Annotated in this window: 19 protein-coding genes; 5 read left to right on the forward strand and 14 right to left on the reverse strand. The window is 52.0% G+C overall.

Features of this window, described 5'->3' with window-relative positions; all coding sequences use genetic code 11:
• The first annotated feature begins 31 nt into the window (after positions 1-31).
• Positions 32-649, forward strand: coding sequence for a glutathione S-transferase family protein (locus SK33_RS12080; RefSeq protein ID WP_048217741.1), 618 nt, complete (start codon positions 32-34; stop codon positions 647-649).
• 69 nt (positions 650-718) lie between these two features.
• Here the strand turns inward: SK33_RS12080 and SK33_RS12085 are convergent, their stop codons facing one another.
• The gene (locus SK33_RS12085; protein ID WP_032949323.1) at positions 719-2029 is read right to left on the reverse strand and encodes an MFS transporter; all 1311 of its coding nucleotides are present in this window, start codon (positions 2027-2029) and stop codon (positions 719-721) included.
• 74 nt (positions 2030-2103) lie between these two features.
• Positions 2104-3300, reverse strand: coding sequence for an L-talarate/galactarate dehydratase (locus SK33_RS12090; protein ID WP_003020125.1), 1197 nt, complete (start codon positions 3298-3300; stop codon positions 2104-2106).
• Positions 3301-3571: 271 nt separating this feature from the next.
• Between SK33_RS12090 and SK33_RS12095 the strand changes: the two genes are divergently transcribed.
• Both SK33_RS12095 and pptA read left to right on the forward strand, forming a co-directional pair.
• Positions 3572-4624, forward strand: coding sequence for a LacI family DNA-binding transcriptional regulator (locus tag SK33_RS12095; protein WP_369707176.1), 1053 nt, complete (start codon positions 3572-3574; stop codon positions 4622-4624).
• Positions 4625-4658: 34 nt separating this feature from the next.
• Complete coding sequence (gene pptA, locus SK33_RS12100) at positions 4659-4886, forward strand: tautomerase PptA (protein WP_032949321.1); 228 nt, start codon at positions 4659-4661, stop codon at positions 4884-4886.
• Between the two features lie 39 nt (positions 4887-4925).
• Here the strand turns inward: pptA and SK33_RS12105 are convergent, their stop codons facing one another.
• Together SK33_RS12105 and SK33_RS12110 are read right to left on the reverse strand one after the other, a co-directional pair.
• Positions 4926-6902 (reverse strand): alkyl/aryl-sulfatase, encoded by a 1977-nt coding sequence (locus SK33_RS12105; RefSeq protein WP_048217738.1) that lies wholly within the window; start codon positions 6900-6902, stop codon positions 4926-4928.
• A gap of 150 nt (positions 6903-7052) precedes the next feature.
• Positions 7053-7625, reverse strand: coding sequence for a flavin reductase family protein (locus SK33_RS12110; RefSeq protein WP_032949318.1), 573 nt, complete (start codon positions 7623-7625; stop codon positions 7053-7055).
• A gap of 157 nt (positions 7626-7782) precedes the next feature.
• On the opposite strand from SK33_RS12110, the gene nhoA reads away from it, so the two are divergent.
• Positions 7783-8628 (forward strand): N-hydroxyarylamine O-acetyltransferase, encoded by an 846-nt coding sequence (nhoA, locus tag SK33_RS12115; protein WP_048217737.1) that lies wholly within the window; start codon positions 7783-7785, stop codon positions 8626-8628.
• Between the two features lie 58 nt (positions 8629-8686).
• Here nhoA and SK33_RS12120 read toward each other — a convergent pair whose 3' ends face one another.
• From SK33_RS12120 to SK33_RS12150, 7 genes are all read right to left on the reverse strand, one after another.
• On the reverse strand, positions 8687-9580 hold the full coding sequence (locus SK33_RS12120) for a PhzF family isomerase (RefSeq protein ID WP_048217736.1): 894 nt from the start codon (positions 9578-9580) through the stop codon (positions 8687-8689).
• 98 nt (positions 9581-9678) lie between these two features.
• Entirely contained in the window at positions 9679-10359 is a 681-nt protein-coding gene (gene narI, locus SK33_RS12125) for a respiratory nitrate reductase subunit gamma (protein WP_032949315.1), read from the reverse strand.
• Entirely contained in the window at positions 10356-11051 is a 696-nt protein-coding gene (gene narW / locus SK33_RS12130) for a nitrate reductase molybdenum cofactor assembly chaperone (RefSeq protein WP_003836210.1), read from the reverse strand. The genes narI and narW overlap by 4 nt, the downstream gene beginning before the upstream one ends.
• Entirely contained in the window at positions 11051-12595 is a 1545-nt protein-coding gene (gene narH / locus SK33_RS12135; protein WP_003020103.1) for a nitrate reductase subunit beta, read from the reverse strand. Before narH ends, narW begins: the two co-directional genes overlap by 1 nt.
• Entirely contained in the window at positions 12592-16332 is a 3741-nt protein-coding gene (locus tag SK33_RS12140; protein WP_048217734.1) for a nitrate reductase subunit alpha, read from the reverse strand. The genes narH and SK33_RS12140 overlap by 4 nt, the downstream gene beginning before the upstream one ends.
• Before the next feature lie 49 nt (positions 16333-16381).
• Positions 16382-17767, reverse strand: coding sequence for a NarK family nitrate/nitrite MFS transporter (locus SK33_RS12145; RefSeq protein WP_003020098.1), 1386 nt, complete (start codon positions 17765-17767; stop codon positions 16382-16384).
• A 211-nt stretch (positions 17768-17978) separates the two neighbouring features.
• A complete protein-coding gene (locus tag SK33_RS12150) occupies positions 17979-18557 on the reverse strand; it encodes a TetR family transcriptional regulator (protein ID WP_003020094.1) in 579 nt (192 codons plus the stop codon).
• 116 nt (positions 18558-18673) lie between these two features.
• Between SK33_RS12150 and SK33_RS12155 the strand changes: the two genes are divergently transcribed.
• The gene (locus SK33_RS12155) at positions 18674-20158 is read left to right on the forward strand and encodes an MFS transporter (protein ID WP_003020091.1); all 1485 of its coding nucleotides are present in this window, start codon (positions 18674-18676) and stop codon (positions 20156-20158) included.
• Between the two features lie 3 nt (positions 20159-20161).
• On the opposite strand, the gene SK33_RS12160 is transcribed toward SK33_RS12155, so the two are convergent.
• The 3 genes from SK33_RS12160 to yddG form a co-directional block, all read right to left on the reverse strand.
• The gene (locus SK33_RS12160) at positions 20162-20542 is read right to left on the reverse strand and encodes a GFA family protein (RefSeq protein ID WP_088732456.1); all 381 of its coding nucleotides are present in this window, start codon (positions 20540-20542) and stop codon (positions 20162-20164) included.
• A 143-nt stretch (positions 20543-20685) separates the two neighbouring features.
• Complete coding sequence (gene ompD, locus SK33_RS12165) at positions 20686-21765, reverse strand: porin OmpD (RefSeq protein ID WP_048217731.1); 1080 nt, start codon at positions 21763-21765, stop codon at positions 20686-20688.
• 461 nt (positions 21766-22226) lie between these two features.
• On the reverse strand, positions 22227-23108 hold the full coding sequence (yddG, locus tag SK33_RS12170; protein ID WP_048217729.1) for an aromatic amino acid efflux DMT transporter YddG: 882 nt from the start codon (positions 23106-23108) through the stop codon (positions 22227-22229).
• Positions 23109-23353: the final 245 nt, after the last annotated feature.

Here is a 23353-nt window from a genome sequence, read left to right on the forward strand (position 1 = left end):
CACTTAGGGTTTTAACTTTGGGGATTGCAGCATGATTAAGGTCTATGGGGTACCGGGCTGGGGATCGGCCATCAGTGAAGTGATGCTCACACTGGCGGAGATCCCTTATCATTTTATTAATGTCGACGGTTTTGACAGTGACGGCCCTCAGCGGGAGTTGCTTAAGACGATGAATCCACTATGCCAGGTGCCCACGCTGGTACTGGAAAATGGCAGTGTGATGACGGAAACGGCGGCGATCGCGCTGATGATCCTCGATCGTCGCCCTGAACTTTCACCACCCGTTGGATACGCCGAACGCCAGCAGTTTCAGCGTCTGTTGATATGGCTGGTAGCAAATGTCTATCCCACGTTTACCTATGCCGACTATCCAGAACGCTGGGTACCGGACGCCCCGGCGCAGTTGAAAAAGAACTGCATTGAGTACCGTAAATCCCTCTATATGTGGCTGAACGATCAGCTAAACGCCGAGCCGTACGCATTCGGGGATCAGCTAACACTACTGGACGTATATATTGCCGTTATGCGCACCTGGGGGCCAGGGCATGACTGGTTTCAGGACAACACGCCGAATATTAGCGCTATCGCTGATGCAGTTTGTCAGCATCCGAGGCTGCGTACTGTACTGAAAAACAATAAGATTATTTGAATAAAAAAACGCTGTTCCGCAGGAGTGCAAATCCCGGAACAGCGGGCGAGCTATCGCCATAAGGTTAAATTACGCGACAGAAGGGGTCAGCGTAATACGATCCAATGGACCCACGATAAACAGATAAGAAATCAGGCCAATCAACCCCATCGAACCGACGTACAGAATGGCGTAATCAAAAGACTGGGTATTCGCCAGAATGACGCCGATCACCAGTGGCGTGATGATACTGGCCATATTGCCGCACATATTGAAAACGCCGCCTGCAATGCCGAGCACTTCTTTTGGCGAGGTATCGCTGAGAACGCACCATCCCAGATTGCCAAACCCTTTGGCGAAAAATGCCAGACTCATCGCGGCGATCACCACAAATTCTGACGAGGTGTAGTTGGCGATAACGATGACACAAGAAAGCAACATTCCGCAGATAACCGGCAGCTTACGAGCAATCGTCAGGCTGTAACCGCGTTTTAGTAGCCAGTCGGAGAACACGCCGCCTAATAATCCACCGATAAAACCGGCAATGGCAGGGATACTGGCGACAAACCCCACTTTGAGGATCGACATGCCTTTCGCCTGATACAGATAAGTAGGGAACCAGGTCAGGAAGAACCAGGTAATGGATGTCACGCAGAACTGCCCGATATAAACGCCAATCATCATGCGATTGACACAGACGCTCTTAATTTGCGTAAAGGTAATTTTCTGCGGCTCTTTTTTATTGCCCAGCGCCGGTTCGCCACCGCCTTCCCGGATATAGTCAATTTCCTGTTGGTTTACCTTCGGATGATGCATGGGATCCCTGACTTTGACCAGCCAGAAGATGCCAAGAATAACGCCAATAGCCCCGATATAATAAAACACAAAGTGCCAGCTCAGATTATGCAAAATAATCGTCATGAGCGGTGTAATAATCCCTAACGAGATATATTGTGCGGCCTGATAGACTGAGGTAACAAATCCCCGTTCGTTATTGGGAAACCATTGCACGCTTAATCGGCTATTGGCCGGAAAGGCAGGAGCTTCAATCGCACCCATCAGTAATCGTAAGATAATCAATACGACAAGCGGGCTGGCGTACAGATAAATGGTGCCCTGAAACATGGTTACCAGTGACCAGCCAATCAGGGCACAGCCGTATACCAACCGGGAACCGTACCGATCCAGCAACCAGCCGCCGGGCAGTTGCATAATGACATAAGAAATACCGAAGGCAGAAAAGGCCAGTCCCATAGCTTCAGGATCAAAACCTAATTCTTTGCTCATTATCGGCGCGACCACGGATAACGTCGCGCGATCGGCGTAATTAAATACGGTGGCAAGAAACAGAAATATCAGAATGCCGTAACGCACTTTTGTGCGCTTTATTATTGTGTTCATCACCCACTCCTTTCATAAGGTTGAGAGCGTTTTTGTAGGGGAGGAGGGCGGGTATTACTTACCCGCCAAATAAATTAAGGACGTTTACCAAACTCGCAGGTCAATTGCGTCCAGCGGCGCGCCTGCTCGCTGATGCTGAAGCCCAGACCGTGACGTTCGGAAACCCACATCCGGCCATCGCGCAACTCAAGTTGTTCATTAAATAACGGGTTCAGCCATTCGAAATGCTCCAGCCATGGCTCAAGTGGATAAGCGGCGGACAGATGCAGGTGAACTTCCATAGCGAAGTGCGGAGCCAGTTTGCGACCATGTTTAGCTGCCAGGTCCATAATTTTAAGGAACGGTGAAATCCCCCCCACACGCGGTGCATCGGGCTGTACAAAATCGCTGGCGTTGCCAAGGATCAGCTGTTCATGTTCGCGGAAGCTGGTCAGCATTTCACCGGTGGCAATCGGGGTATCCAGCGCGGCGGCCAGTTGGGCATGGCCTTCTACATCGTAGGCGTCGAGCGGCTCTTCAATCCAGATCAAATTGAACTGCTCCATTTTACGTCCCATACGGATGGCGGTTTCCCGATCCCACTGCTGATTGGCATCGACCATTAGCGGGAAGTCATCCCCCAACGCTTCACGTACCGCGGTTAAGCGGCGAATATCCTCGGCACAGTTTGGCTGACCGACCTTGAGTTTGATGCCGCCAATGCCGTTTTCACGGGAAATAACCACGTTTTTAAGCACCTGATCCAGCGGCGTATGCAGGAATCCGCCGGAGGTGTTGTAGCACTGTACGGAGTCACGATGCGCGCCAAGCAGTTTTGCCAGCGGCAATCCTGCACGCTTGGCCTTCATATCCCATAAAGCGATATCGATAGGGGAGATGGCCTGAACCGCCATGCCGCTGCGTCCTACGGAAGCCCCTGCCCACAACAGCTTGGTATAGATCTTGTCAATATCGTTTGGATCTTCACCTAACAGGTTATCGGCAATTTCTTTGGCATGCGCATAGATCCCCTGACCGCCAGCACGCTTGGAGTAACTAAATCCCACGCCTTCAAACCCGTCGCGACTGCGGATCTCGGCGATGATTATGGCGACTTCGGTTAGTGGTTTCTGGCGACCAGTCAGCACTTTGGCATCGCTCACTGGTGTTGCCAGCGGAAGGAAAGCCAGAGACAGTTTTACCCATTCAATACGGTCACCGGTTTCTGCTGCGGTTTTGGCGTTAGCCGATTTGGCATAGGTCACGGCATCGGAATTAGCGCTTAAAGACATATTATTCTCTCCTGGTGGTAATAAATGATTGCGCTATCATTTTTAGTGTTAGCGCAATCATTTCACCAGTGAGTTGATTGTGATTTGAACAATTGCTCACAAATACTGAGATAAAAGGGTAGTAACTTGTAAACGATGTCACATTCCAATATTTTATGGAGAAATGCACAAATCATTGTGATTGCGCTATCATTTTGATTGACGATAATTAACTAAGCTGCTGTTTTCTCAGCGTTATCGCCGAGAGTCGCTGGCAATAGCCGAAATCATGATGAATAATGCCAGGATAAATCAGCGATTTTTGACAAGGGCATCGACAGTGAAAAACGCCAGACCTCCGCGTGCACCCACGCTGGAAGATGTTGCCCGTACTGCTGGATTGTCACCCATGACGGTGAGCAGGGCGCTAAATAGCCCGCAGTTGGTGCGCCCGAAAACCGTGGAAAAAGTGATGCAGGCGGTACGTGCCACGGGATATATCCCCAACGCGCTGGCCGGGGGGCTGGCGTCGCGTCGCAGTAAGCTTATCGCCGTGGTTGTTCCGCAAATTAACAACAATATGTTTGTCGATACCATTCAGTCATTAAGCGATGAACTGGCTGAACGCGGATACCACATCTTGCTCTGCGTATCAGGTTACACGCCGCAAACTGAGGCAGAGCTGGTTGCGACGCTGCTTTCTCGCCGCCCGGATGGCGTCGTGCTCACCGGTATCCATCATACCGCCGAGCTGAAAAAGGTGATTCTTAATGCGGCCATTCCGGTTGTAGAGATCTGGGATTTAACCCCAACGCCCATCGATATGCTGGTCGGTTTTTCGCATGAAAAAGTTGGTCAGGCGGTGGCAGACTATTTGCTGAAAAAAGGTTATCGCCGTCCGGGGTTGTTATGGACCGCCGATCGCCGGGCAGGCCAGCGTAAACAAGGGCTGTGCGATGCGCTGAGTCGTCATGGTATTACGGCTGACGCACAGGTGGACGTCCCACTTCCGGCCTCTCTGGCATTGGGACGCACTGGATTGACGCAGCTATTGGCGGATCGCGAGTTTGATGTCATTGTCTGTAGCTCAGATACCTTAGCCCAGGGGGCGATTATGGAAGCCGAAAGCCGTGGTTTACGCGTGCCGCAGGAGCTAGCTGTAATCGGTTTTGGCGATCTTGATTTTGCCGCCAGTAACCGGCCTGCCATCACCACAGTTAGCGTCGACCGACGGGCCATTGGACAACGCGCCGCCTCTCTGCTTGCCGATCGTATCGAACAAATTCCACGTGAAGACGATATTATTGATGTCGGATTTCACCTGGTTGAACGAGAGTCCGCATAAGTTACCTGCATCCCAAAACAATAAGGAACCTGTCATGCCGCACGTTGATATCAAATGTTTTCCTCGCGATTTGAACGAAGAAGAGAAGGCCGCGTTGGCGGCGGATATTACCGAAGTCATTATTCGTCATTTACAAAGCAAAGAGAGTTCAGTGAGCATCGCGCTCAATGAAGTTGAGCCGGATGCCTGGCAGGCGGTATGGGATGTGGAAATTGCGCCACAGATGACGAGGCTGATTAAAAAACCCGGCTACAGCATGTAAGAAAAAATGGGCGGAAAACCCGCCCGTTTTCCGTTGTGCTTACGGCGTAACGATGTTGAACCAGAATTCGAACTTATCCATATAGCCGAGCATGGCATCAAGCTTGGCGCCGTCACCGGTTATCTTCACGTCACCGCTGTCTTGCGCCTGTTTTAGCGTCACTTCCTTGAGGATGATTTTGTTCAGCGTGTCGCGATTCAGCGTGACGGTGGCGTCGGCGTCTTTTGCTTCGGCATTGGCGGTATGGTTCAGTACGCCATTCTCCAGCTCAAGTTTGTATTTACCACCGTCGCTACCAAGGTCGATGTTAAACACCGACTTCGCATCGCCCGCTTTTTGTCCATTGATATGCACCGCCAGATAATCGAAGAACATTTCCGGCGTCATCGCCCGAACGGTATCCGGGCTGGCGGTATTCGGGGTTGGGCCTTTGACTACGCCGTTACGCAGCTCTTGCGCCCCGGTCAGATAGAAGTTACGCCACGGGCCGGATTCAGCCTGATATCCCAATTGCTCCAGCGCATCCGCTTCCAGATTACGTGCAGCCTGGTTATTCGGATCGGCAAACACCACTTTGCTCACCACCTGAGCTACCCAACGGTAGTTACCCTGGTCATAGTCGGTTTTTGCTTTCTGCAAAATAGCGTCAGCGCCGCCCATATAGTCGACAAATTTCTTCGCAGATTCTTCTGGCGGCAGTTCATCCAGCGTTGCCGGGTTGCCGTCAAACCAGCCGAGATAGAGCACATAGGTTGCTTTTACATCATGGCTCACGGAGCCATAGTAACCGCGGTTAGCCCAGGTGTGGGCCAGTGAGTCCGGCAGCTTAAAGTTTGCGGCGATCTCATCGCGGGTCAGACCTTCGTTAGCCATGCGCAACGTCTGGTCGTTGATGTAACGGTACAAATCGCGCTGGCTTTTCAGCAGGCTCACGACTTTGTCATTGCCCCAGGTAGGCCAGTGGTGCTGCGCCATCAGCACTTCGGCTTTATCACCCCAGCGGACAATCGCTTCGTTGATGTATTTGGACCACGGCAGCGGTTCACGGATTTTGGCTCCGCGCAGAGAGTAGGTATTGTGCAGGGTGTGGGTGACATCTTCAGCAGATTCAATCAGTTTCTTCTCTTCGATGTACCACAGCATCTCCGAAGGCGCTTCAGAACCCGGAGCCAGCATGAAATCATAGGTCAGGCCGTCAATGACCTCTTTTTGTCCATCTTTCTCAATGATATTCGTTGGCGCAATCAGGGTAACGGTTCCCGCAGAAGTCGTGGTTCCCAGTCCCGCGCCGACCTGACCTTTGGCATCAGGTTTTAGCAGGTTGCCGTACATGTAGCTCGCGCGGCGGCTCATGACGTTACCTGCCATGATATTCTCAGCGACCGCAGCTTCCATAAATCCGGCAGGCGCATAAATCTTCACTTTGCCCGCTTTCACGTCAGCTTCATCAACAACGCCGCGCACGCCGCCGTAATGGTCAACGTGGCTGTGGGTGTAAATCACCGCAACTACTGGTTTTTTACCGCGGTTTTTAAAGTAAAGATCCATCCCGACCCTGGCCGTTTCTGCTGAGACCAGCGGGTCAACGACGGTCACGCCTTCTTTACCTTCAATAATGGTCATGTTCGACAGATCGAGGTTACGAATCTGGTAAACGCCATCCGTTACTTCAAATAGCCCGCTGATGTTGATCAACTGGGACTGGCGCCACAGGCTCGGGTTTACCGTATCCGGCGCTTTATCGCCTTCTTTGATGAACGCGTATTGCTGCGGATTCCAGATAACATTTCCCTCTTCGCCTTTGATCACTTCCTGCGGGAGTGGAGCGATAAAGCCTTTGTGGGCGTCGGTAAAGTCGGTGTTATCGGAGAATGGTAGTTGATTGTAGAGCGCATTGTTTGCTTGTTGCGTGGCGGCGGTGGCGTCTTTGGGAGCTTCAGCGGCCATAACGGGAACAGAAAACGATGTGAGTAACCCAGCCAGTATAAAACTTTGTGCGATTCTATTAAGTTGCATCGTAAAACCTCTCTGAGACTTCAGGAAGTACAGTGTTTACGGATAGCGTGTTAGGTGAATCTTTGGGTCAGAGCATTTTTAACTATAATTCAGGTGAATTATTCAGCAAGGAAGGCTAAACAGGAGGGGCTGTCATACGGACAGAATCTACTATTTGCCAGCAGTTATACGTTTCCCGCTGGTGACAAACGTTCCGGCGCCAAGATGATGCAGGGTATTGAGTTTATCATCATCAAACTGCCAGCGTCCTTCCACGAAAGCTCGCTCATCAGCGGCAGCCGAGACCACTTCCCCAAACAGGGTGTCATATTTTTCCTGTGCTGCCGTTGCAGGCAGCAGACGACACTCCATCCAGGCCAGACATTTCGCTTCTATTAACGGTAATCCCAGCACCGGACCTTTTACCACCGGAATACCGTAGCAGTTAAATTTATCTTCCACGCGACCGGAAACGCTGCCCACCGCGTAAGTCCAGTTGGTAGCGGCCACGCCCGGAATAACAATACCGAACTTGCCGCTACGCTCAATCAGTTCACGCGACCAGGCGGTCTTATCAACAACAATTGCAATCCGCGGCGGTTCAAATTCTACCGGCATTGACCATGCCGCCGCCATCACATTGCGCCGCTCGGTATGCTCATCCCGGCTGGTGATCAGTATCGTAGGGCCGTGGTTAAGCAGCCGACTGGCATGTTTTAATTCGATTGAACGGAAATGGCTCATGGATGCTCCTGGGCTGAGAGATAACACACCACAATAGATATAGATATTAACGGTATTAGCGATTTTGTCGCCTCGTCTGGAGGAACAACGCACAAAATCGACGGCGTAAAATTAAAAATGCGTTATAAGTACTGCATTAATCGAACAGGAACTCCCTATGACGCCTTTTTTAACCGCTTATTTTGCCCGTATTGGCTGGTCAGATTCGGCCAGCGTCGACATTGAAACTTTAAAAGCGCTGCATTTACTGCACAACGGCGCGATTCCGTTTGAAAACCTGGATGTATTACTGCCAAGAGAGATGCAGCTTGACGATTTGTCGCTGGAAGAGAAGCTGGTGACGGCGCATCGAGGCGGTTATTGCTTTGAACAGAATGGAGTGTTTGAGCGCGCGTTACGCGAAATCGGTTTTAACGTACGCAGCCTTCTCGGTCGTGTGGTACTGGCAAATCCGTCAAGTCTGCCGCCGCGCACGCATCGTCTGTTGCTGGTTGAATTACAGGGAGAGCAGTGGATCGCCGACGTTGGCTTCGGCGGGCAAACGCTGACGGCGCCGATTCGTCTGCAGGCCGACATTGAGCAGCAAACGCCACACGGCGAATATCGTCTGGTTCAGGAGGGGGACGATTGGATCCTGCAGTTCCGCCATCACGATCACTGGCAATCAATGTACCGTTTTGACCTGGTCGTGCAGCACCAGAGCGATTATCTGATGGGCAATTTCTGGTCCGCGCACTGGCCACAATCGCATTTTCGTCATCATTTGCTGATGTGTCGTCATCTTCCGGACGGCGGTAAGCTGACGTTGACCAATTTTCATTTCACCCGTTATCAGGATGGTCGGGCGATAGAGCAGATTAATCTGCCCGATGTCGCCAGCCTGTATGCCTTGCTGCAGGAACAGTTTGGACTGGGCGTGGATGACGTGAAGCATGGGTTTACCGAAGATGAGCTGGCGACGGTCATGGCTGCGTTTGATACGCATCCGGAGGCGGGGAAATAGGGGCATCGGAAGTCATGCCGGATGCGGCGTTATCGCCTTATCCGGCCTACGGGAACAATTAAAAATCTATCGCCCATTCGGCGTAAAATAGGATCACTGCCGAACCGGTAATGGTCACTTTTTCCGGCAGGTTTTCACGGATAGCCACCGTCACATCAACAATACCGTCACGCCCGAGCGCGTGGCCCTGATGCCCCTGAACACGTAGCGTTTTCCCGTCATGCGGCATCAACCCATGTTGAACCAGCCACGCGCCCATTGGACCGTTGGCATTGCCGGTAACCGGATCTTCCACAATACCAATAGCAGGCGAGAACATGCGGCCATCGGTGGCGTTTTCGCCCTTGCGAATTTGAAAAGGGAAGAAACCGTTACAGCCAATTTGCTTGCTGATAGCGGTCAGGGCAGGCAAATCCGGGGAAAGGGCGTCGAGGTCCACCTCAGGCTTCAGCGCAATCATTACTTTAGAGTGTCCGGTAGTGGCTACCTGAATGGGTAATCCGGGCAGCATATCGTCTTCGCTCAGGTGCAGTGCATCGATTATCGCGGCACGTACAGCACCTTCCAGCGGAGCTTCGAATCCAGGTACGCCTTGTTCAAGGCTGATGCGATAGTCATTGTCACTTGCTTCAATATCGACCCGATGACGACCGGCGAGCGAGGTTTGCCAGACGGTGCTGTTGCCCAGACCCAGCACCTTGGCGCGCACATAATGTGCGGCGACGGTAGCGTGTCCACAGATAGGAACTTCGACCGTCGGCGTGAAATAACGAATGCGAACATCGCTGTCGTCACTGGTCAGCAGGAATGCGGTTTCCGAATGACGCAGCTCGCGAGCAATAAGTTGCATCTGTGCTTCGCTCAATCCGTCAGCATGCAACACCACTCCCGCTGAATTGCCGCGAAAGGGTACTGAAGTAAAGGCATCGACGTGATAAACCTGTGGTTTCATTAGCGTTCTCCCTGGGATGGAGAAGCATCATAACGTACAAAAAGCGGGATAGCGATCCAGGCCCGGTAAGCGCTAGCGCTACCGGGCAGCAGAGGAAATTAGCGACGCGAACGCACTATCTGATAACGGCGGGTAAAGTACTCAAACGGCGCACTCCACACGTGGACCAGTCGGGTGAACGGGAACAGCAGGAAAATGGTCATCCCCAGAACCAGATGCACACGGAAAATCCACGCCACGCCATCCAGATGCGCAGACGCACCGCCCTGGAAGGTCACCACCGACTGCGCCCAACCGACCAGTTTTAGCATTTCACTGCCGTCAGGATGCTGTGCAGAGAACGGGATAGTGGTTAAACCGAGAATACATTGAATCAGCAGAACGCAGAGGATCAGAATATCGGCGGTCGAGGAGGTTGCGCGAATGCGCGGGTTAGTCAACCGGCGCACCAGCAGGCCAGCGCCACCCACCAGTGTGAGCACGCCACAAAGTCCGCCGGCAATCATCGCCATCTGCTGTTTTACCGCAATCGGCAGGAACCAGGCATACATCCAGTGCGGCGTTAACATGCCAAACAGGTGCCCGAAAAAGATCCCCAGAATGCCGATGTGGAACAGGTTTGACCACAACACCATGCCGCGTTTGTCCAGCATCTGGCTGGAAGACGCACGCCAGGTGTATTGTCCGTAGTCGTAGCGTAGCCAACTGCCGAGGATAAACACCGTACCGCACAGGTACGGATAGATATCGTAAAAAAAGACGTTCAGGAACTGTATCATTTCGGGCCTCCCGCGCTGACGTCGACATACTGAGGTGCCACGTCCTGGCTAAAGCGTCGTTGATAGTTTTGTAACGGTGAACTGTCACAGGCGGTGGCATTATCTTCGATAAACTTCACCTGTTCCTCTTCCCAGACTGCATCCAGCGCCTGTCGGGTATCGTCGCGCGTTTCCGCGCCAACTTGCTTAGTGACACTGTCACTCGAAAGAGGACTTCCGGCAAGCTGCAACAGGGCATCAAACAGTTGATACCACGGCGTATCGCGCTGTTTTAAGCGCCCGCCAAGCAACGCCAGAATCGGTGCGACGTTCTGCAGTCCTTCTTTGGCCTCCGCTTCCGGTAACACGCTTAAGTACTCAAGATATAAAGGCAGGTGATCCGGCAGTTCGCGACAGTTTAGCTGCAGCCCGACCTTTTCATACTGCGCCAACAAATCAACCATCGCCTGGCCCCGGTCACGGGACTCGGCGTGCACATGCTCAAACAGCAGCAGAGAGGTGGCCCGACCCCGGTCGAATATTTCGCACCATTCGGCTTGTTTATCCAGTAACGGCGCATTGAGCAGCTCCTGGCTAAAATCACTCAGCATGGGGGCATCGCTGGCCACAAGCGCCAGCGCGTCGTCTTTACACTCCCATAGCAGCTCGTCGGGGTACTCCATCAGCAGGCCGATAACCTTCAGGATTTGCATTATTCACCCTCCGCTTTATCGCGCACTTCGGTGATGTCGATGGCATCAATACGGCTACTGTTAAACAGGTTGAATTTGGTATCTGAGCCATGGCAGCCGTCACCGAAGGTAAAGCCGCAGCCGTTTTTCTCCGGGAAGGCATCACGCGCCATTTCGCGGTGACTGGTCGGGATCACAAAGCGGTCTTCATAGTTGGCGATGGCCAGATAACGATACATCTCCTCGACCTGCTCAACGCTCAGACCCACTTCCTCAATCGCGCGGGTGTCCGTGACGCCTTCTACGGTTTGCGCACGCATATAGTGGCGCATGGCCATCATCCGTTTGAGCGCCCTCAGCACCGGACCGGTATCACCCGCACTGAGCATATTGGCGAGGTACTGAACCGGAATTCGCAGCGACTCAACCGCAGGCAAAATGTTGCCATTGTGCGGCAGTCCGCCCGCGTCGGCGACCGACTGTATCGGTGACAATGGCGGCACATACCAGACCATCGGCAGGGTGCGATACTCCGGGTGCAGCGGTAGCGCCAGCTTCCAGTCCATCGCCATTTTGTAAACCGGCGAGCGCTGGGCTGCTTCGATGACGTTATGTGGAATACCTTGTTTTAGCGCCTCTTCAATCACCGCTGGATCGTTCGGGTTGAGGAACACATCGCACTGACGCTCGTAGAGATCGGTTTCATGCTCGGTGCTCGCTGCTTCCTCGATACGGTCGGCGTCGTACAGCAATACCCCGAGATAACGGATACGCCCAACGCAGGTTTCTGAACACACCGTCGGCTGGCCGGACTCAATACGCGGGTAGCAGAAAATGCACTTCTCTGACTTACCGCTCTTCCAGTTAAAGTAGATTTTTTTGTACGGACAGCCGCTGATGCACAAGCGCCAACCGCGACATTTGTCCTGGTCGATCAGCACAATGCCGTCTTCTTCACGCTTATAGATAGCACCGCTCGGGCAGGTGGCGACACAGCTTGGGTTCAGACAGTGCTCGCACAGGCGCGGTAAATACATCATGAAGGTGTTTTCGAACTGACCGTACATCTCCTTTTGCATCTTCTCGAAGTTACGGTCGCGGGCACGTTTTGAAAATTCGCCGCCAAGCAGTTCTTCCCAGTTTGGACCCCAGATAATCTTGTCCATCCGTTTACCATCTATCAGCGAACGCGGACGCGCGGTGGGCTGATTCTTGCTCTCCGGCGCGCTATGCAGATGCTGATAATCGTAGGTAAACGGTTCATAGTAATCATCGATTTGCGGGATCACCGGGTTGGCGAAAATTTTGGTGATTACGCCCATCTTACCGCCCAGACGCGGTCTTATCTTGCCGTTAACATCGCGAACCCAGCCGCCTTGCCACTCTTCCTGATCTTCCCAGTTTTTCGGATAACCAATCCCCGGTTTAGTCTCGACGTTGTTAAACCACGCATATTCCATCCCTTCACGCCCGGTCCAGACGTTTTTACAGGTGACGGAGCAGGTGTGGCAGCCGATGCACTTATCCAGATTAAGAACCATGCCTACCTGTGAGCGTATTTTCATTTTTTCGCCTCCTGTACCTGATCGCGACCTTCATCATCCAGCCAGTTAATGTTTTTCATTTTTCTAATCATGATGAACTCATCGCGGTTAGAGCCGACCGTCCCGTAATAGTTGAAGCTGTATGCCAGTTGCGCATAGCCGCCGATCATGTGCGTGGGTTTCGGGCAGACGCGGGTGACTGAGTTATGGATCCCGCCACGCATCCCGGTGACTTCCGAGCCAGGGATATTCATGATTCGCTCCTGAGCGTGATACATCATGGTCATTCCCGGCGGCACGCGTTGACTCACCACTGCACGCGCGGTGAGCGCACCGTTGGCGTTGAAGGCTTCAATCCAGTCGTTATCCTCAATGCCCAGCTCTTTGGCATCGGTCTCGCTGATCCAGACAATGGGGCCGCCGCGCGAAAGCGTCAGCATCAGCAGGTTTTCACTGTAGGTAGAGTGGATCCCCCATTTCTGGTGCGGCGTCAGGAAGTTGAGGGCTTTTTCCGGGAAGCCGTTAGGCGGAACTTCGCGCATTTCACTGACGCTGCGGGTATCGATAGGCGGACGATACGCCACCAGACTTTCACCGAACGCTCGCATCCACGCGTGATCCTGGTACAGCTGCTGGCGACCGGACAGGGTACGCCATGGGATCAACTCATGAACGTTGGTATAGCCTGCGTTATAGGAGACATGTTCGCTTTCAAGGCCGGACCAGGTAGGACTGGAGATGATTTTGCGCGGCTGCGCCTGGATATCGCGAAAACGAATCTTTTCGTCTTCTTTGTTCAACGCCAGATGCGTATGGTCGCGTCCGGTCATCGCCCCCAGCGCTTCCCAGGCTTTCACCGCCACCTGACCGTTGGTTTCCGGCGCCAGGGCGAGGATCACCTCAGAGGCATCCAGCGCGGTGTCAATCAGCGGTCGGCCTTTTGCCGGGCCTTCACGTTTGGTGTAGTTCAGCTTGCCGAGGAAATCGACTTCCGCCTGGGTATTCCACGCAATGCCTTTCCCACCGTTACCAAGCTTGTCCATGAGCGGACCGAGTGAAGTAAAGCGTTCGTAGGTAGCGGGGTAGTCACGTTCCACAACGGCGATATTCGGTGCCGTTTTCCCCGGGAGGAGATCGCATTCGCCTTTGCGCCAGTCCAGAATGTCAAACGGCTGCGCCAACTCTGCCGGAGAGTCGTGTTGCAGTGGTTGCAACACCACATCCGTTTCTTGTCCAAGGTGTCCCACACATACCTCGGAGAACACTTTGGCGATGCCTTTATATATTTCCCAGTCACTCTTCGATTCCCATGCCGGGTCGACCGCCGCGGACAACGGGTGAATAAACGGATGCATATCCGAAGTGTTCATATCGTCTTTTTCATACCAGGTAGCGGTTGGCAAAACGATATCGGAGAACAAACAGGTGCTGGACATACGGAAATCGAGCGTGACCAGCAGATCGAGCTTGCCCTCTATCGCCGCGGATTGCCATTCAACCTCTTCAGGTTTAATACCCTCACTTGAACCGAGCGCTTCCCCCTGGATCCCGCTTTCGGTACCCAGTAAATACTTGAGCATGTATTCATGCCCTTTACCGGAGGAACCGAGCAGGTTAGAGCGCCAGACGAAGAGGTTGCGTGGGTGGTTTTTGCCGCTATCCGGCTGCTCACAGGCAAAACGAATATCACCCGACTTCAGCGCTTGGGCAGTGTATTGCGCAGGAGATAACCCAGCTTGTTCTGCCTTCGCTTTGACGGTCAATGGGTTAAGGTTAAGCTGCGGCGCAGAGGGCAGCCAGCCCATTCGTTCAGCACGTATGTTAAAGTCAATCAAATGTCCGCTAAACTTCGACGCATCGGCCAGCGGAGAGAGGAGTTCTTGAGCGGTGAGTTTTTCATAACGCCACTGACTGGAGTGATTGTAGAAAAACGAAGTGCTGTTCATCTGACGCGGTGGGCGGTTCCAGTCCAGGGCAAAGGCCAGCGGCAACCAACCGGTTTGCGGACGCAGTTTCTCCTGACCCACATAGTGCGCCCAGCCGCCGCCGCTTTGTCCCACGCAACCACAGAACACCAGGATGTTAATCATCCCGCGGTAGTTCATGTCCATGTGATACCAGTGGTTAACGCCAGCCCCGAGGATGATCATCGAACGGCCATGCGTTTTGTGCGCGGTATCGGCAAACTCACGGGCGATTTGTTCGATATGACGGCGTGGCACGCCGGTAATTTGCTCACCCCAGGCCGGGGTGTAGGCTTTTACTTCGCTGTAATCTTGTGCGCTATGAACATCATCCAGACCACGGTCGAGGCCGTAATTCGCCAGCACCAGATCATAGACGCTCACCACCGGGCAACGGCTACCGTCAGCGAGGGTAAGATATTTTACCGGTAGTTGACGGACCAGCACCGGTTCTTGTTTTACACTGCGAAAATGTGGGTTTTCGTTGCCGCCAAAATAGGGGAATGCCACGCCGGTCACGTCATCATGCTGACCAAGCAGCGAGAGGGAAAGTTCAGTTTCAGCGCCAGCCGCCAGGGGTTCCAGGTTCCATTTGCCTTTCTCGCCCCAGCGAAAACCGATAGATCCGTTCGGGACAACCAGTTCGCCCTCGCGGTTGAAAGCCACCGTTTTCCACTCTGGATTGTTGCTTTCACCCAGACCATCGACAAGGTCTGAGGCGCGCATCATGCGCCCAGGCACGTAGCTGCCATCTTCGCGGGCATCCAGCAGCACCAGCATCGGCATATCGGTATAGCGACGACAGTAATTGAGGAAATAATCGCTGGGATTGTCGAGATGGAACTCTTTCAGGATGACGTGGCCCATCGCCATTGCCAGCGCGCTGTCTGTCCCTTGTTTCGGTGCCAGCCACTGGTCGCACAGTTTGGCGACCTCCGAGTAGTCTGGCGTAATGGCAATCGTCTTGGTGCCTTTGTAGCGAACTTCAGTAAAAAAGTGCGCGTCCGGGGTACGGGTCTGCGGCACGTTAGAGCCCCAGGCGATGATATAGCTGGAGTTATACCAGTCGGCGGATTCAGGAACGTCGGTCTGCTCGCCCCAGGTCATCGGTGACGCGGGCGGTAAGTCGCAGTACCAGTCATAGAAGCTCAGACAGGTTCCGCCCAGTAGCGAGAGATAGCGCGTACCTGCGGCATAGGAGACCATCGACATTGCGGGGATGGGAGAGAATCCGGCCACACGATCAGGGCCGTACGTTTTCACCGTCCAGACGTTGGCAGCAGCAATCAGTTGATTAAGTTCTTTCCAGTTGGAACGGATAAACCCACCGCGCCCGCGTACCTGCTTGTAGCTCTGGCATTTTTGCGGGTCGTTCATAATGGATTCCCAGGCCAGCACCGGATCGGGCTGGCGGGACAGGGCGTCGCGCCACAATTCGATTAAGCGTTTACGCACCAGTGGATATTTCAGGCGGTTAGCGCTGTAGAGATACCACGAGTAACTTGCGCCGCGTGGGCAGCCACGGGGCTCATGATTTGGCAGGTCAGGGCGGGTACGCGGGTAGTCGGTTTGCTGAGTTTCCCAGGTTACCAGCCCGTTTTTGACGTAGATTTTCCAGCTGCATGAGCCGGTACAGTTAACGCCGTGGGTAGAACGCACAATTTTATCGAACTGCCAGCGCTGACGATAGCTGTCTTCCCAGTCCCGGTTGGTGTGCATTACTTGCCCATGCCCCTCGGCAAACGTATCGCCCTTTTGTTTAAAGTAGCGAAAGCGGTCTAACAGTTTACTCATGACATAACTCCTGCTTCGAATAACGTTGCCTACATAGGCCAAAAGATGACTATTTTTTTTGTGATTTACGGCCGTAAACCAGCCAGGTCACCAGCACGCAGACGATGTAGAACACAAGGAATATTTTCATGGCGCCTACCGGAGATCCGGTCAGCGCCAGCGATGAACCAAACGCTTTCGGGATGAAGAAGCCCCCGACAGCGCCAATTGCGGAGATAAATCCCAGGGCGGCGGCGGTATCGGTTACCGCCTCACGCTGGGCCTGTTCTTCAGTACCACCGTGCAGCTTCACCCGGTAAATGGTGATTTTGCGAAAGATCACCGCAATCATCTGGAAGGTCGAACCGCTTCCCAGACCCGCGGTCAGGAACAAGCCCATAAACACCAGGTAAAACGCGATAAAGCTTCCTTCGCCCGAGCCGGGCAAAGTGAGAAACAGCAGGGCGCTGAACAGTGCCATAAAGATGAAGTTAATTAAGGTGACACGCACACCACCAAACTTGTCAGAGATAACGCCGCCCGCCGATCGCGCAAGCGCACCGATGAAGGGCCCAAAGAACGCCAGTTGCAGAATATTCACGTCAGGGAACTGTGTTTTCGCCAGCATGGCAAAGCCTGCTGAAAAACCGATAAACGAACCGAAGGTGGCGAGATACAGCAGACTTAATAACCACAAATGAAAACGTTTGAGGACCGGTAGTTGGGAGGCAATTGAGGCCTTCGAACTGGCAATGTCGTTCATTCCTATGCCCGCTGCCACGGTCGCTATCAGCAGTAGCGGCACCCAAATCCATGCGGCATTGGCCAGTGACAGTAACGATCCGTCAGCTTGTGGTACGCCCTGCACGCCCAGGAAGGTAAAAATGGGGAGAAAGATCACCAGCGGCGCGATCAACTGCATCACGCTGACACCGAGGTTGCCGAGGCCACCGTTAATGCCTAGTGCGCTGCCTTGCTTCGCTTTGGGGAAGAAAAAACTGATATTGCCCATGCTGGAGGCAAAGTTAGCGCCAGCAAACCCACACATCAGCGCAATGATAATAAATACGCCAAACGGAGTAGCGGTATTTTGCACGGCAAAACCGAGCCAGACGCAGGGAATAACCAGAATGACGGTGCTAAAAATGGTCCAGCGGCGCCCCCCAAATATAGGTACCATAAAGGAGTAGGGAACGCGCAATATTGCACCAGAAAGAGAAGGTAATGCCGTTAATAAAAACAGTTGATCGGTGGTAAAATTAAAACCAATTTTATTCAGATTGACAGCAACAGCGCTGAACAACATCCAGACGCAAAACGCAAGCAGCAAGCAACTCACTGATATCCAGAGGTTTCTTCGGGCAATGTGCTTACCTTTGTTTTCCCAAAAGGCAGGATTTTCGGGTTTCCAGTCAGTTAAAAGATAACGATTATTTTTCTCATTTGATGCTGACATATTATTCTCCATGCACATGCCGTTCATGAAAAAGAAATAAACGCATACAGCGCCGCGCGAGTTCTTTTAGAAACTATTGAAAAGTTTTGGGAATATTGACTGAAAGAATAGATAAAAAAGCGCAATAACGCGGCGTGATGAGGGAATTACACGTTGCTTAAGTGTTACCAATTGTAAATATAAAAGATGTATTATTAATTCATCTATAACATCAATTAACTAACTCTAACGTAATCATACGATCCAGGTGGCGTTCGAATGCAGGATCGGCCATTTCCTCAATGCCTAATACATAGATGCCATCCAGACCGCATACCAACGCAATTAAACGCCAGGCCACATCGGCAGCATCCGGGCGTGAAGAAAACTCACCGGCTTTCTGTCCCTGAGAGATGATAGCGGCGGTTTCTTCGTGCCACATCCGCATGGTCAGCAGGTAAGCGCTTTTGATTTCCGGATCTTTATCCGCCAGAACCTGCGCTTCACGCCATAGTTTTATATAGGGTTCGAACCCGCCATCTTCGCTGCCCAGCATGGCATGCAGCCGTTCACGGAAGCTGGCGTTTGCGCTGACCAGTTCGGCATCCAGAAGAGTACGGATCAGTTGCACAAAAGCGAGGGATTTTAACTCGCCGGCAGACGTAAAGTGATGATGCACCTGGCCGGTTGACACCTGAGCTTCCGTGGCAATACGCCGCACCGTCATGGCGGTAAATCCTTCCTCAAGCGCGACGCGCATTGCCGCCTGCAGAATCACTTCCCGACGTTCATCCCGATTTAGATAGCTCATCGTTCCTCCCATATCCGTTTAGCACGCAGTCTAACAAAAAGTTGGACATACGTTCAAATTTCCGTAGGATCGCCGAACCTGGACGTGTGTCCAGTTTCAGTTTTGAAGGGAGTTTTATGTTTCGTCAGTGGTTAACGTTAGTGATTATTGTGCTGGTCTACATCCCTGTTGCGATTGATGCAACGGTGCTGCACGTTGCCGCGCCCACGCTGAGTATGACGCTGGGCGCCAGTGGCAACGAGCTGCTGTGGATCATTGATATTTATTCCCTGGTAATGGCCGGTATGGTATTGCCAATGGGCGCGCTGGGCGATCGCATCGGCTTTAAACGCCTGCTGCTGTTAGGTGGAGGCTTGTTTGGTCTGGCATCACTGGCGGCCGCTTTTGCTCATAGCGCCAGTTGGCTGATTGTCACCCGGGCCGTGTTGGCGATTGGCGCGGCGATGATTGTGCCGGCAACGCTTGCGGGGATTCGCGCCACGTTCGCTGAGCAACGGCATCGTAATATGGCGCTCGGTGTCTGGGCCGCGGTTGGTTCCGGCGGTGCGGCGTTTGGCCCACTGGTTGGCGGGATGCTACTGGAGCACTTCTACTGGGGATCCGTATTCTTAATTAATGTACCGATTGTCCTGGTGGTAATGGCCTTAACCGCACGCTTAGTGCCGCGTCAGGCTGGACGTCGCGATCAATCGTTAAATTTTGGTCATGCGATAATGCTGATTGTCGCCATTCTGCTGCTGGTTTACAGCGCCAAAACCGCGCTGAAAGGGCATACGGCGACCGTTGCCATCGCCCTGACGCTGTTAACCGGCGCTTTGCTGTTGTGGCAGTTTGTCCGCATCCAGCTTGCGGCAGCCCGCCCGATGATTGATATGCGGTTGTTCACACATCGCATAATCTTAAGTGGCGTAGTGATGGCGATGACCGCGATGATAACGCTGGTGGGTTTCGAGTTACTGATGGCTCAGGAGCTACAGTTTGTCCACGGCTTAACACCGTATCAGGCAGGGTTGTTCATGCTGCCGGTGATGCTGGCAAGTGGTTTCAGCGGACCGATTGCCGGTATGTTGGTTTCACGTCTGGGATTACGTTGTGTGGCGACGGCGGGTATGGCGCTGAGCGCTGTTAGCTTTTACGGCCTGGCGATGACGGATTTCAGTAGCCAACAGGTACAAGCCTGGATTTTGATGGCTTTGCTCGGCTTCAGCGCCGCCAGTGCGCTTCTGGCTTCAACAGCGGCTATCATGGCAGCAGCACCTGCGGAAAAAGCCGCGGCCGCGGGTGCCATCGAGACAATGGCTTATGAACTGGGAGCCGGACTTGGGATCGCTATCTTTGGTTTGCTGTTGAGCCGTAGCTTTTCTGCATCGATTCTGCCGCCAGCCGGACTTAATGCGCAGGAAATGGAACGTGCCTCATCGTCAATGGGGGAGGCGGTACAACTGGCACACTCGCTCCCGTCGTCACTGAGTGAGGCATTGCTGACGGCTGCCAGAGAAGCGTTCACCTGGTCACATAGCGTGGCCTTAAGCAGCGCCGGCAGCATGCTTATCGTATTAGCGATAGGAATGTGGTTCAGTCTGGCAAAGGTACAACGTTAATAACTAGTGAGCTAAATGACAGGGGTAATCCATCTCTTCGACTTCTTTCCCACTCAGTCGAGCGTATTGCCCCGTCAATCTCCAGAACGCAGGCTGTGTTTCCGTATAGATTTCTGCCGCTAATATCAGGCGGCGGCGATCTACCTCATTAAGTTCCAGAAGTGTCCACGGAATAAAGTAGCGATCGCTGTCCGTCAACGTAAACCACAGTGGGCATCCGCAGCCGGAACAGAAGAACCGTTCACCACGATTTGAGGAAGGAAAGTGCGAAGGTTCTGCCGATTCTGGTGACATCAGCGGGTGAGCGCTGGCTTCCAGATACATGGCGATGCCGCCTGACCATTTCTGACACAGCGTACAGTGGCAGGCATAGACATCCAGCATTTCAACGTCAACGGTAAAATGACTCTGTCCGCAAAGACAACGACCAGTGAATGTCTGCACGGGATACTCCTTATGACCGAGTCTACATCAAGAGAAAAAGCCAGCCCTTAAAGGACTGGCTTTGTATTCAGACTACAACAAAATTAGAACTGGTAGTTCAGACCAACAGCAACGATGTTGTCAGTGCTTACACCGGCAGCATTGGTGAAGGCATTGTCATCCAGCAGGTTGATTTTGTAATCAACGAAGGTGGACATGTTTTTGTTGAAGTAGTAGGTAGCACCCAGGTCTACGTATTCAACCAGATCCTGGTCGCCGTAACCGTTGATGTCTTTACCTTTGGATTTCAGGTAAGCAACGGACGGACGCAGACCGAAGTCGAACTGGTACTGAGCAACAACTTCAAAGTTCTGTGCTTTATCTGCGATACCGTTAACTTTAGAACCATAGGTGGTCATGTTGCGGGTTTCGGAGTAGGTGGTTGCCAGGTAGATGTTGTTCGCATCATATTTCAGGCCAGCAGCCCAAACTTCAGCGTTTTTACCGTCAGCTTTGAACTGACCGATGTGGTTGTTCTGAGAATCAGTACGGTCAGATTTCGCATAGGTTGCACCAATGCCGAAGCCTTCATACTCGTAAGTAGAAGACAAACCAAAACCGTCGCCGTTAGCTTCTTTGACGTCAGAACGGTCGTTTTTGCCCTGGTACTGAGCAGCAAAGTTCAGACCTTCAACCAGACCGAAGAAATCGGTGTTACGGTAGGTTGCAACGCCGGTAGTACGGCCAGTCATGAATACGTCAGTCTGGGTCCAGGTATCGCCACCGAACTCTGGCAGAACGTCGGTCCATGCGCCGATGTCGTAGGCCACGCCGTAGTTACGACCGTAGTCGAAAGAACCGTATTCAGCGAATTTCAGACCAGCGAATGCCAGACGAGTTTTGTCTGCTTCAGAGCCCTGGGATTCAGAACGGTTGCCTTTGAATTCATATTCCCACTGACCGAAACCAACCAACTGGTCATTGATCTGAGTTTCGCCTTTGAAGCCCAGACGCGCATAGGTTTTGTCGCCATCGCTGCTGGTGTCGTCAGAGAAGTAGTGCTGAGCGTGAACTTTACCGTAGATATCCAGTTTGTTTGCGTCTTTGTTATATACCTCAGCTGCGTTTACCGCACCTGCCGCCAACAGGCTAGTCACTGCCACTGCAACTAATTTAAGTTTCATTCTAAATAATCCTTATAATTTTTTCTTGGTGTGTTTCCTAAACCATTGCTAAACGAAGGGGTTCGTCAATGGCAAACTATTTTTAAATGACGCAGTGGTATAAGTTCAATAATAAGTTTCATAATATTGCAAAATATTTGAAGTTGTGTGATCTAGATCTACATAATATGACTGATTGTATTAATCTTTATATGTGACAAATATGAATGGGTATATTTACGTAGGGGACTATTGTCAGGACTATGATTTAAATGGCGTTAGTTTCGCATGTGTAATATATGCATATGAAGGGATATAGATAACCGCATAATATTTTCGTGCGTTAACTAATTACCATATATTTAACATTTAATCAAACAAATGCAAACATAAATCGCAAGTGGAATGAACAATTATTATTCATCAATTTGTCTAAAGTATAGCCGGGTTTTATTTGTTTGTGATAAAACCCGGCTTTTTTTTCAGGCGCGGCGCGTTGCCAGCCAACAAAGTAGCGATCCCGCGCAAACCATCAGTGCGCCCTGCCAGAAAGATAGCGAAAGCGGTGCACTGAGTAACACAGCAGCCAGTGCAGAAGAGAGCACAGGGGTAAAATAGGATCCTACGGCCATGATGGTCACGTTGCCATGCAAAATGCCAATATTCCACGCCGCATAGGCAAATCCTAACGTTAATGCCGCTGAGAACATTTTAATAGTCACCGAAGTGCTGAAAATCATTTCTGGTTGCGGAGTCATAAAATAGTAAATCCACAAACTTGCGGCTGTTAGTAAAACGAACACGGTGATGCCGTTAAAGCCTTTTGCATATTTATTGGTCACCGTGCAATACGTTGCCCAGATAAAAGCGCCGAGAAAGGCGAGAAAATAGCTCAGCGGACTGCTGGCAACATTGCTGATAATTTCATCAAGGTTAAGACCGTTTTCACCACCCAATACCCAACAAACCCCGGTCAATGCGATAATTAATCCAGGGACTACCAGCCAGGTTGTTTTTTGACCATTAAATAAAATAGCAAACAATATCGTCAAACTCGGCCAGAGATAATTGACCATACCGACTTCAATAGCCTGGTGACGAGTAGCCGCATAACCGAGAGCCAGCGCTAAACATATTTCATAAGTAACAAAAAGCACGCTACCAGCGATTAAATAGCGCACAGGAATTTTTCTGATATTCGGAAAGCCGACGGTAAAAATCAGCAACAGACCACTTAACGAAAAAATCATTGCTGCGCCGCCCGCAGGACCCAGTCCTTCACTTACCCCACGCATGAGTCCGACCATCGTACTCCAGAGCACGATGGCAATGAGCCCAATTAACGTTGCCTTTTGTTTTGTCATTCTGATTGTCTGTCCATGGTACTGGCAAAAATTTAAGCTGAAATTTATAGCACTTTTATACCGTAGCGCGCTAATTAATTGCCTTTCCCGTACTCCCTTATGGGTACAAGGGTTAAACAAAGTGCACTATTTAGTAGCGGAACCGTTTCGTTATTGATTTGACGCAAAAAAAATATGGATATAGCTGATAGTTTCGTCGCGAAGTTGTACATGGCATCTTTCAGACTGCTGCGCTGGCGCAATTT

It is taken from the genome of Citrobacter sp. MGH103 (assembly GCF_001034475.2).
Classification (GTDB): domain Bacteria; phylum Pseudomonadota; class Gammaproteobacteria; order Enterobacterales; family Enterobacteriaceae; genus Citrobacter; species Citrobacter freundii.

Excerpts from the sequence above, each read along its gene's own strand:
- SK33_RS12080 (WP_048217741.1), top strand. The coding sequence starts at position 32 with ATGATTAAGGTCTATGGGGTACCGGGCTGGGGATCGGCCATCAGTGAA.
- SK33_RS12085 (WP_032949323.1), bottom strand. The coding sequence starts at position 2,029 with ATGAACACAATAATAAAGCGCACAAAAGTGCGTTACGGCATTCTGATA.
- SK33_RS12090 (WP_003020125.1), bottom strand. The coding sequence starts at position 3,300 with ATGTCTTTAAGCGCTAATTCCGATGCCGTGACCTATGCCAAATCGGCT.
- SK33_RS12095 (WP_369707176.1), top strand. The coding sequence starts at position 3,572 with ATGAATAATGCCAGGATAAATCAGCGATTTTTGACAAGGGCATCGACA.
- pptA (WP_032949321.1), top strand. The coding sequence starts at position 4,659 with ATGCCGCACGTTGATATCAAATGTTTTCCTCGCGATTTGAACGAAGAA.
- SK33_RS12105 (WP_048217738.1), bottom strand. The coding sequence starts at position 6,902 with ATGCAACTTAATAGAATCGCACAAAGTTTTATACTGGCTGGGTTACTC.
- SK33_RS12110 (WP_032949318.1), bottom strand. The coding sequence starts at position 7,625 with ATGAGCCATTTCCGTTCAATCGAATTAAAACATGCCAGTCGGCTGCTT.
- nhoA (WP_048217737.1), top strand. The coding sequence starts at position 7,783 with ATGACGCCTTTTTTAACCGCTTATTTTGCCCGTATTGGCTGGTCAGAT.
- SK33_RS12120 (WP_048217736.1), bottom strand. The coding sequence starts at position 9,580 with ATGAAACCACAGGTTTATCACGTCGATGCCTTTACTTCAGTACCCTTT.
- narI (WP_032949315.1), bottom strand. The coding sequence starts at position 10,359 with ATGATACAGTTCCTGAACGTCTTTTTTTACGATATCTATCCGTACCTG.
- narW (WP_003836210.1), bottom strand. The coding sequence starts at position 11,051 with ATGCAAATCCTGAAGGTTATCGGCCTGCTGATGGAGTACCCCGACGAG.
- narH (WP_003020103.1), bottom strand. The coding sequence starts at position 12,595 with ATGAAAATACGCTCACAGGTAGGCATGGTTCTTAATCTGGATAAGTGC.
- SK33_RS12140 (WP_048217734.1), bottom strand. The coding sequence starts at position 16,332 with ATGAGTAAACTGTTAGACCGCTTTCGCTACTTTAAACAAAAGGGCGAT.
- SK33_RS12145 (WP_003020098.1), bottom strand. The coding sequence starts at position 17,767 with ATGTCAGCATCAAATGAGAAAAATAATCGTTATCTTTTAACTGACTGG.
- SK33_RS12150 (WP_003020094.1), bottom strand. The coding sequence starts at position 18,557 with ATGAGCTATCTAAATCGGGATGAACGTCGGGAAGTGATTCTGCAGGCG.
- SK33_RS12155 (WP_003020091.1), top strand. The coding sequence starts at position 18,674 with ATGTTTCGTCAGTGGTTAACGTTAGTGATTATTGTGCTGGTCTACATC.
- SK33_RS12160 (WP_088732456.1), bottom strand. The coding sequence starts at position 20,542 with ATGCTGGATGTCTATGCCTGCCACTGTACGCTGTGTCAGAAATGGTCA.
- ompD (WP_048217731.1), bottom strand. The coding sequence starts at position 21,765 with ATGAAACTTAAATTAGTTGCAGTGGCAGTGACTAGCCTGTTGGCGGCA.
- yddG (WP_048217729.1), bottom strand. The coding sequence starts at position 23,108 with ATGACAAAACAAAAGGCAACGTTAATTGGGCTCATTGCCATCGTGCTC.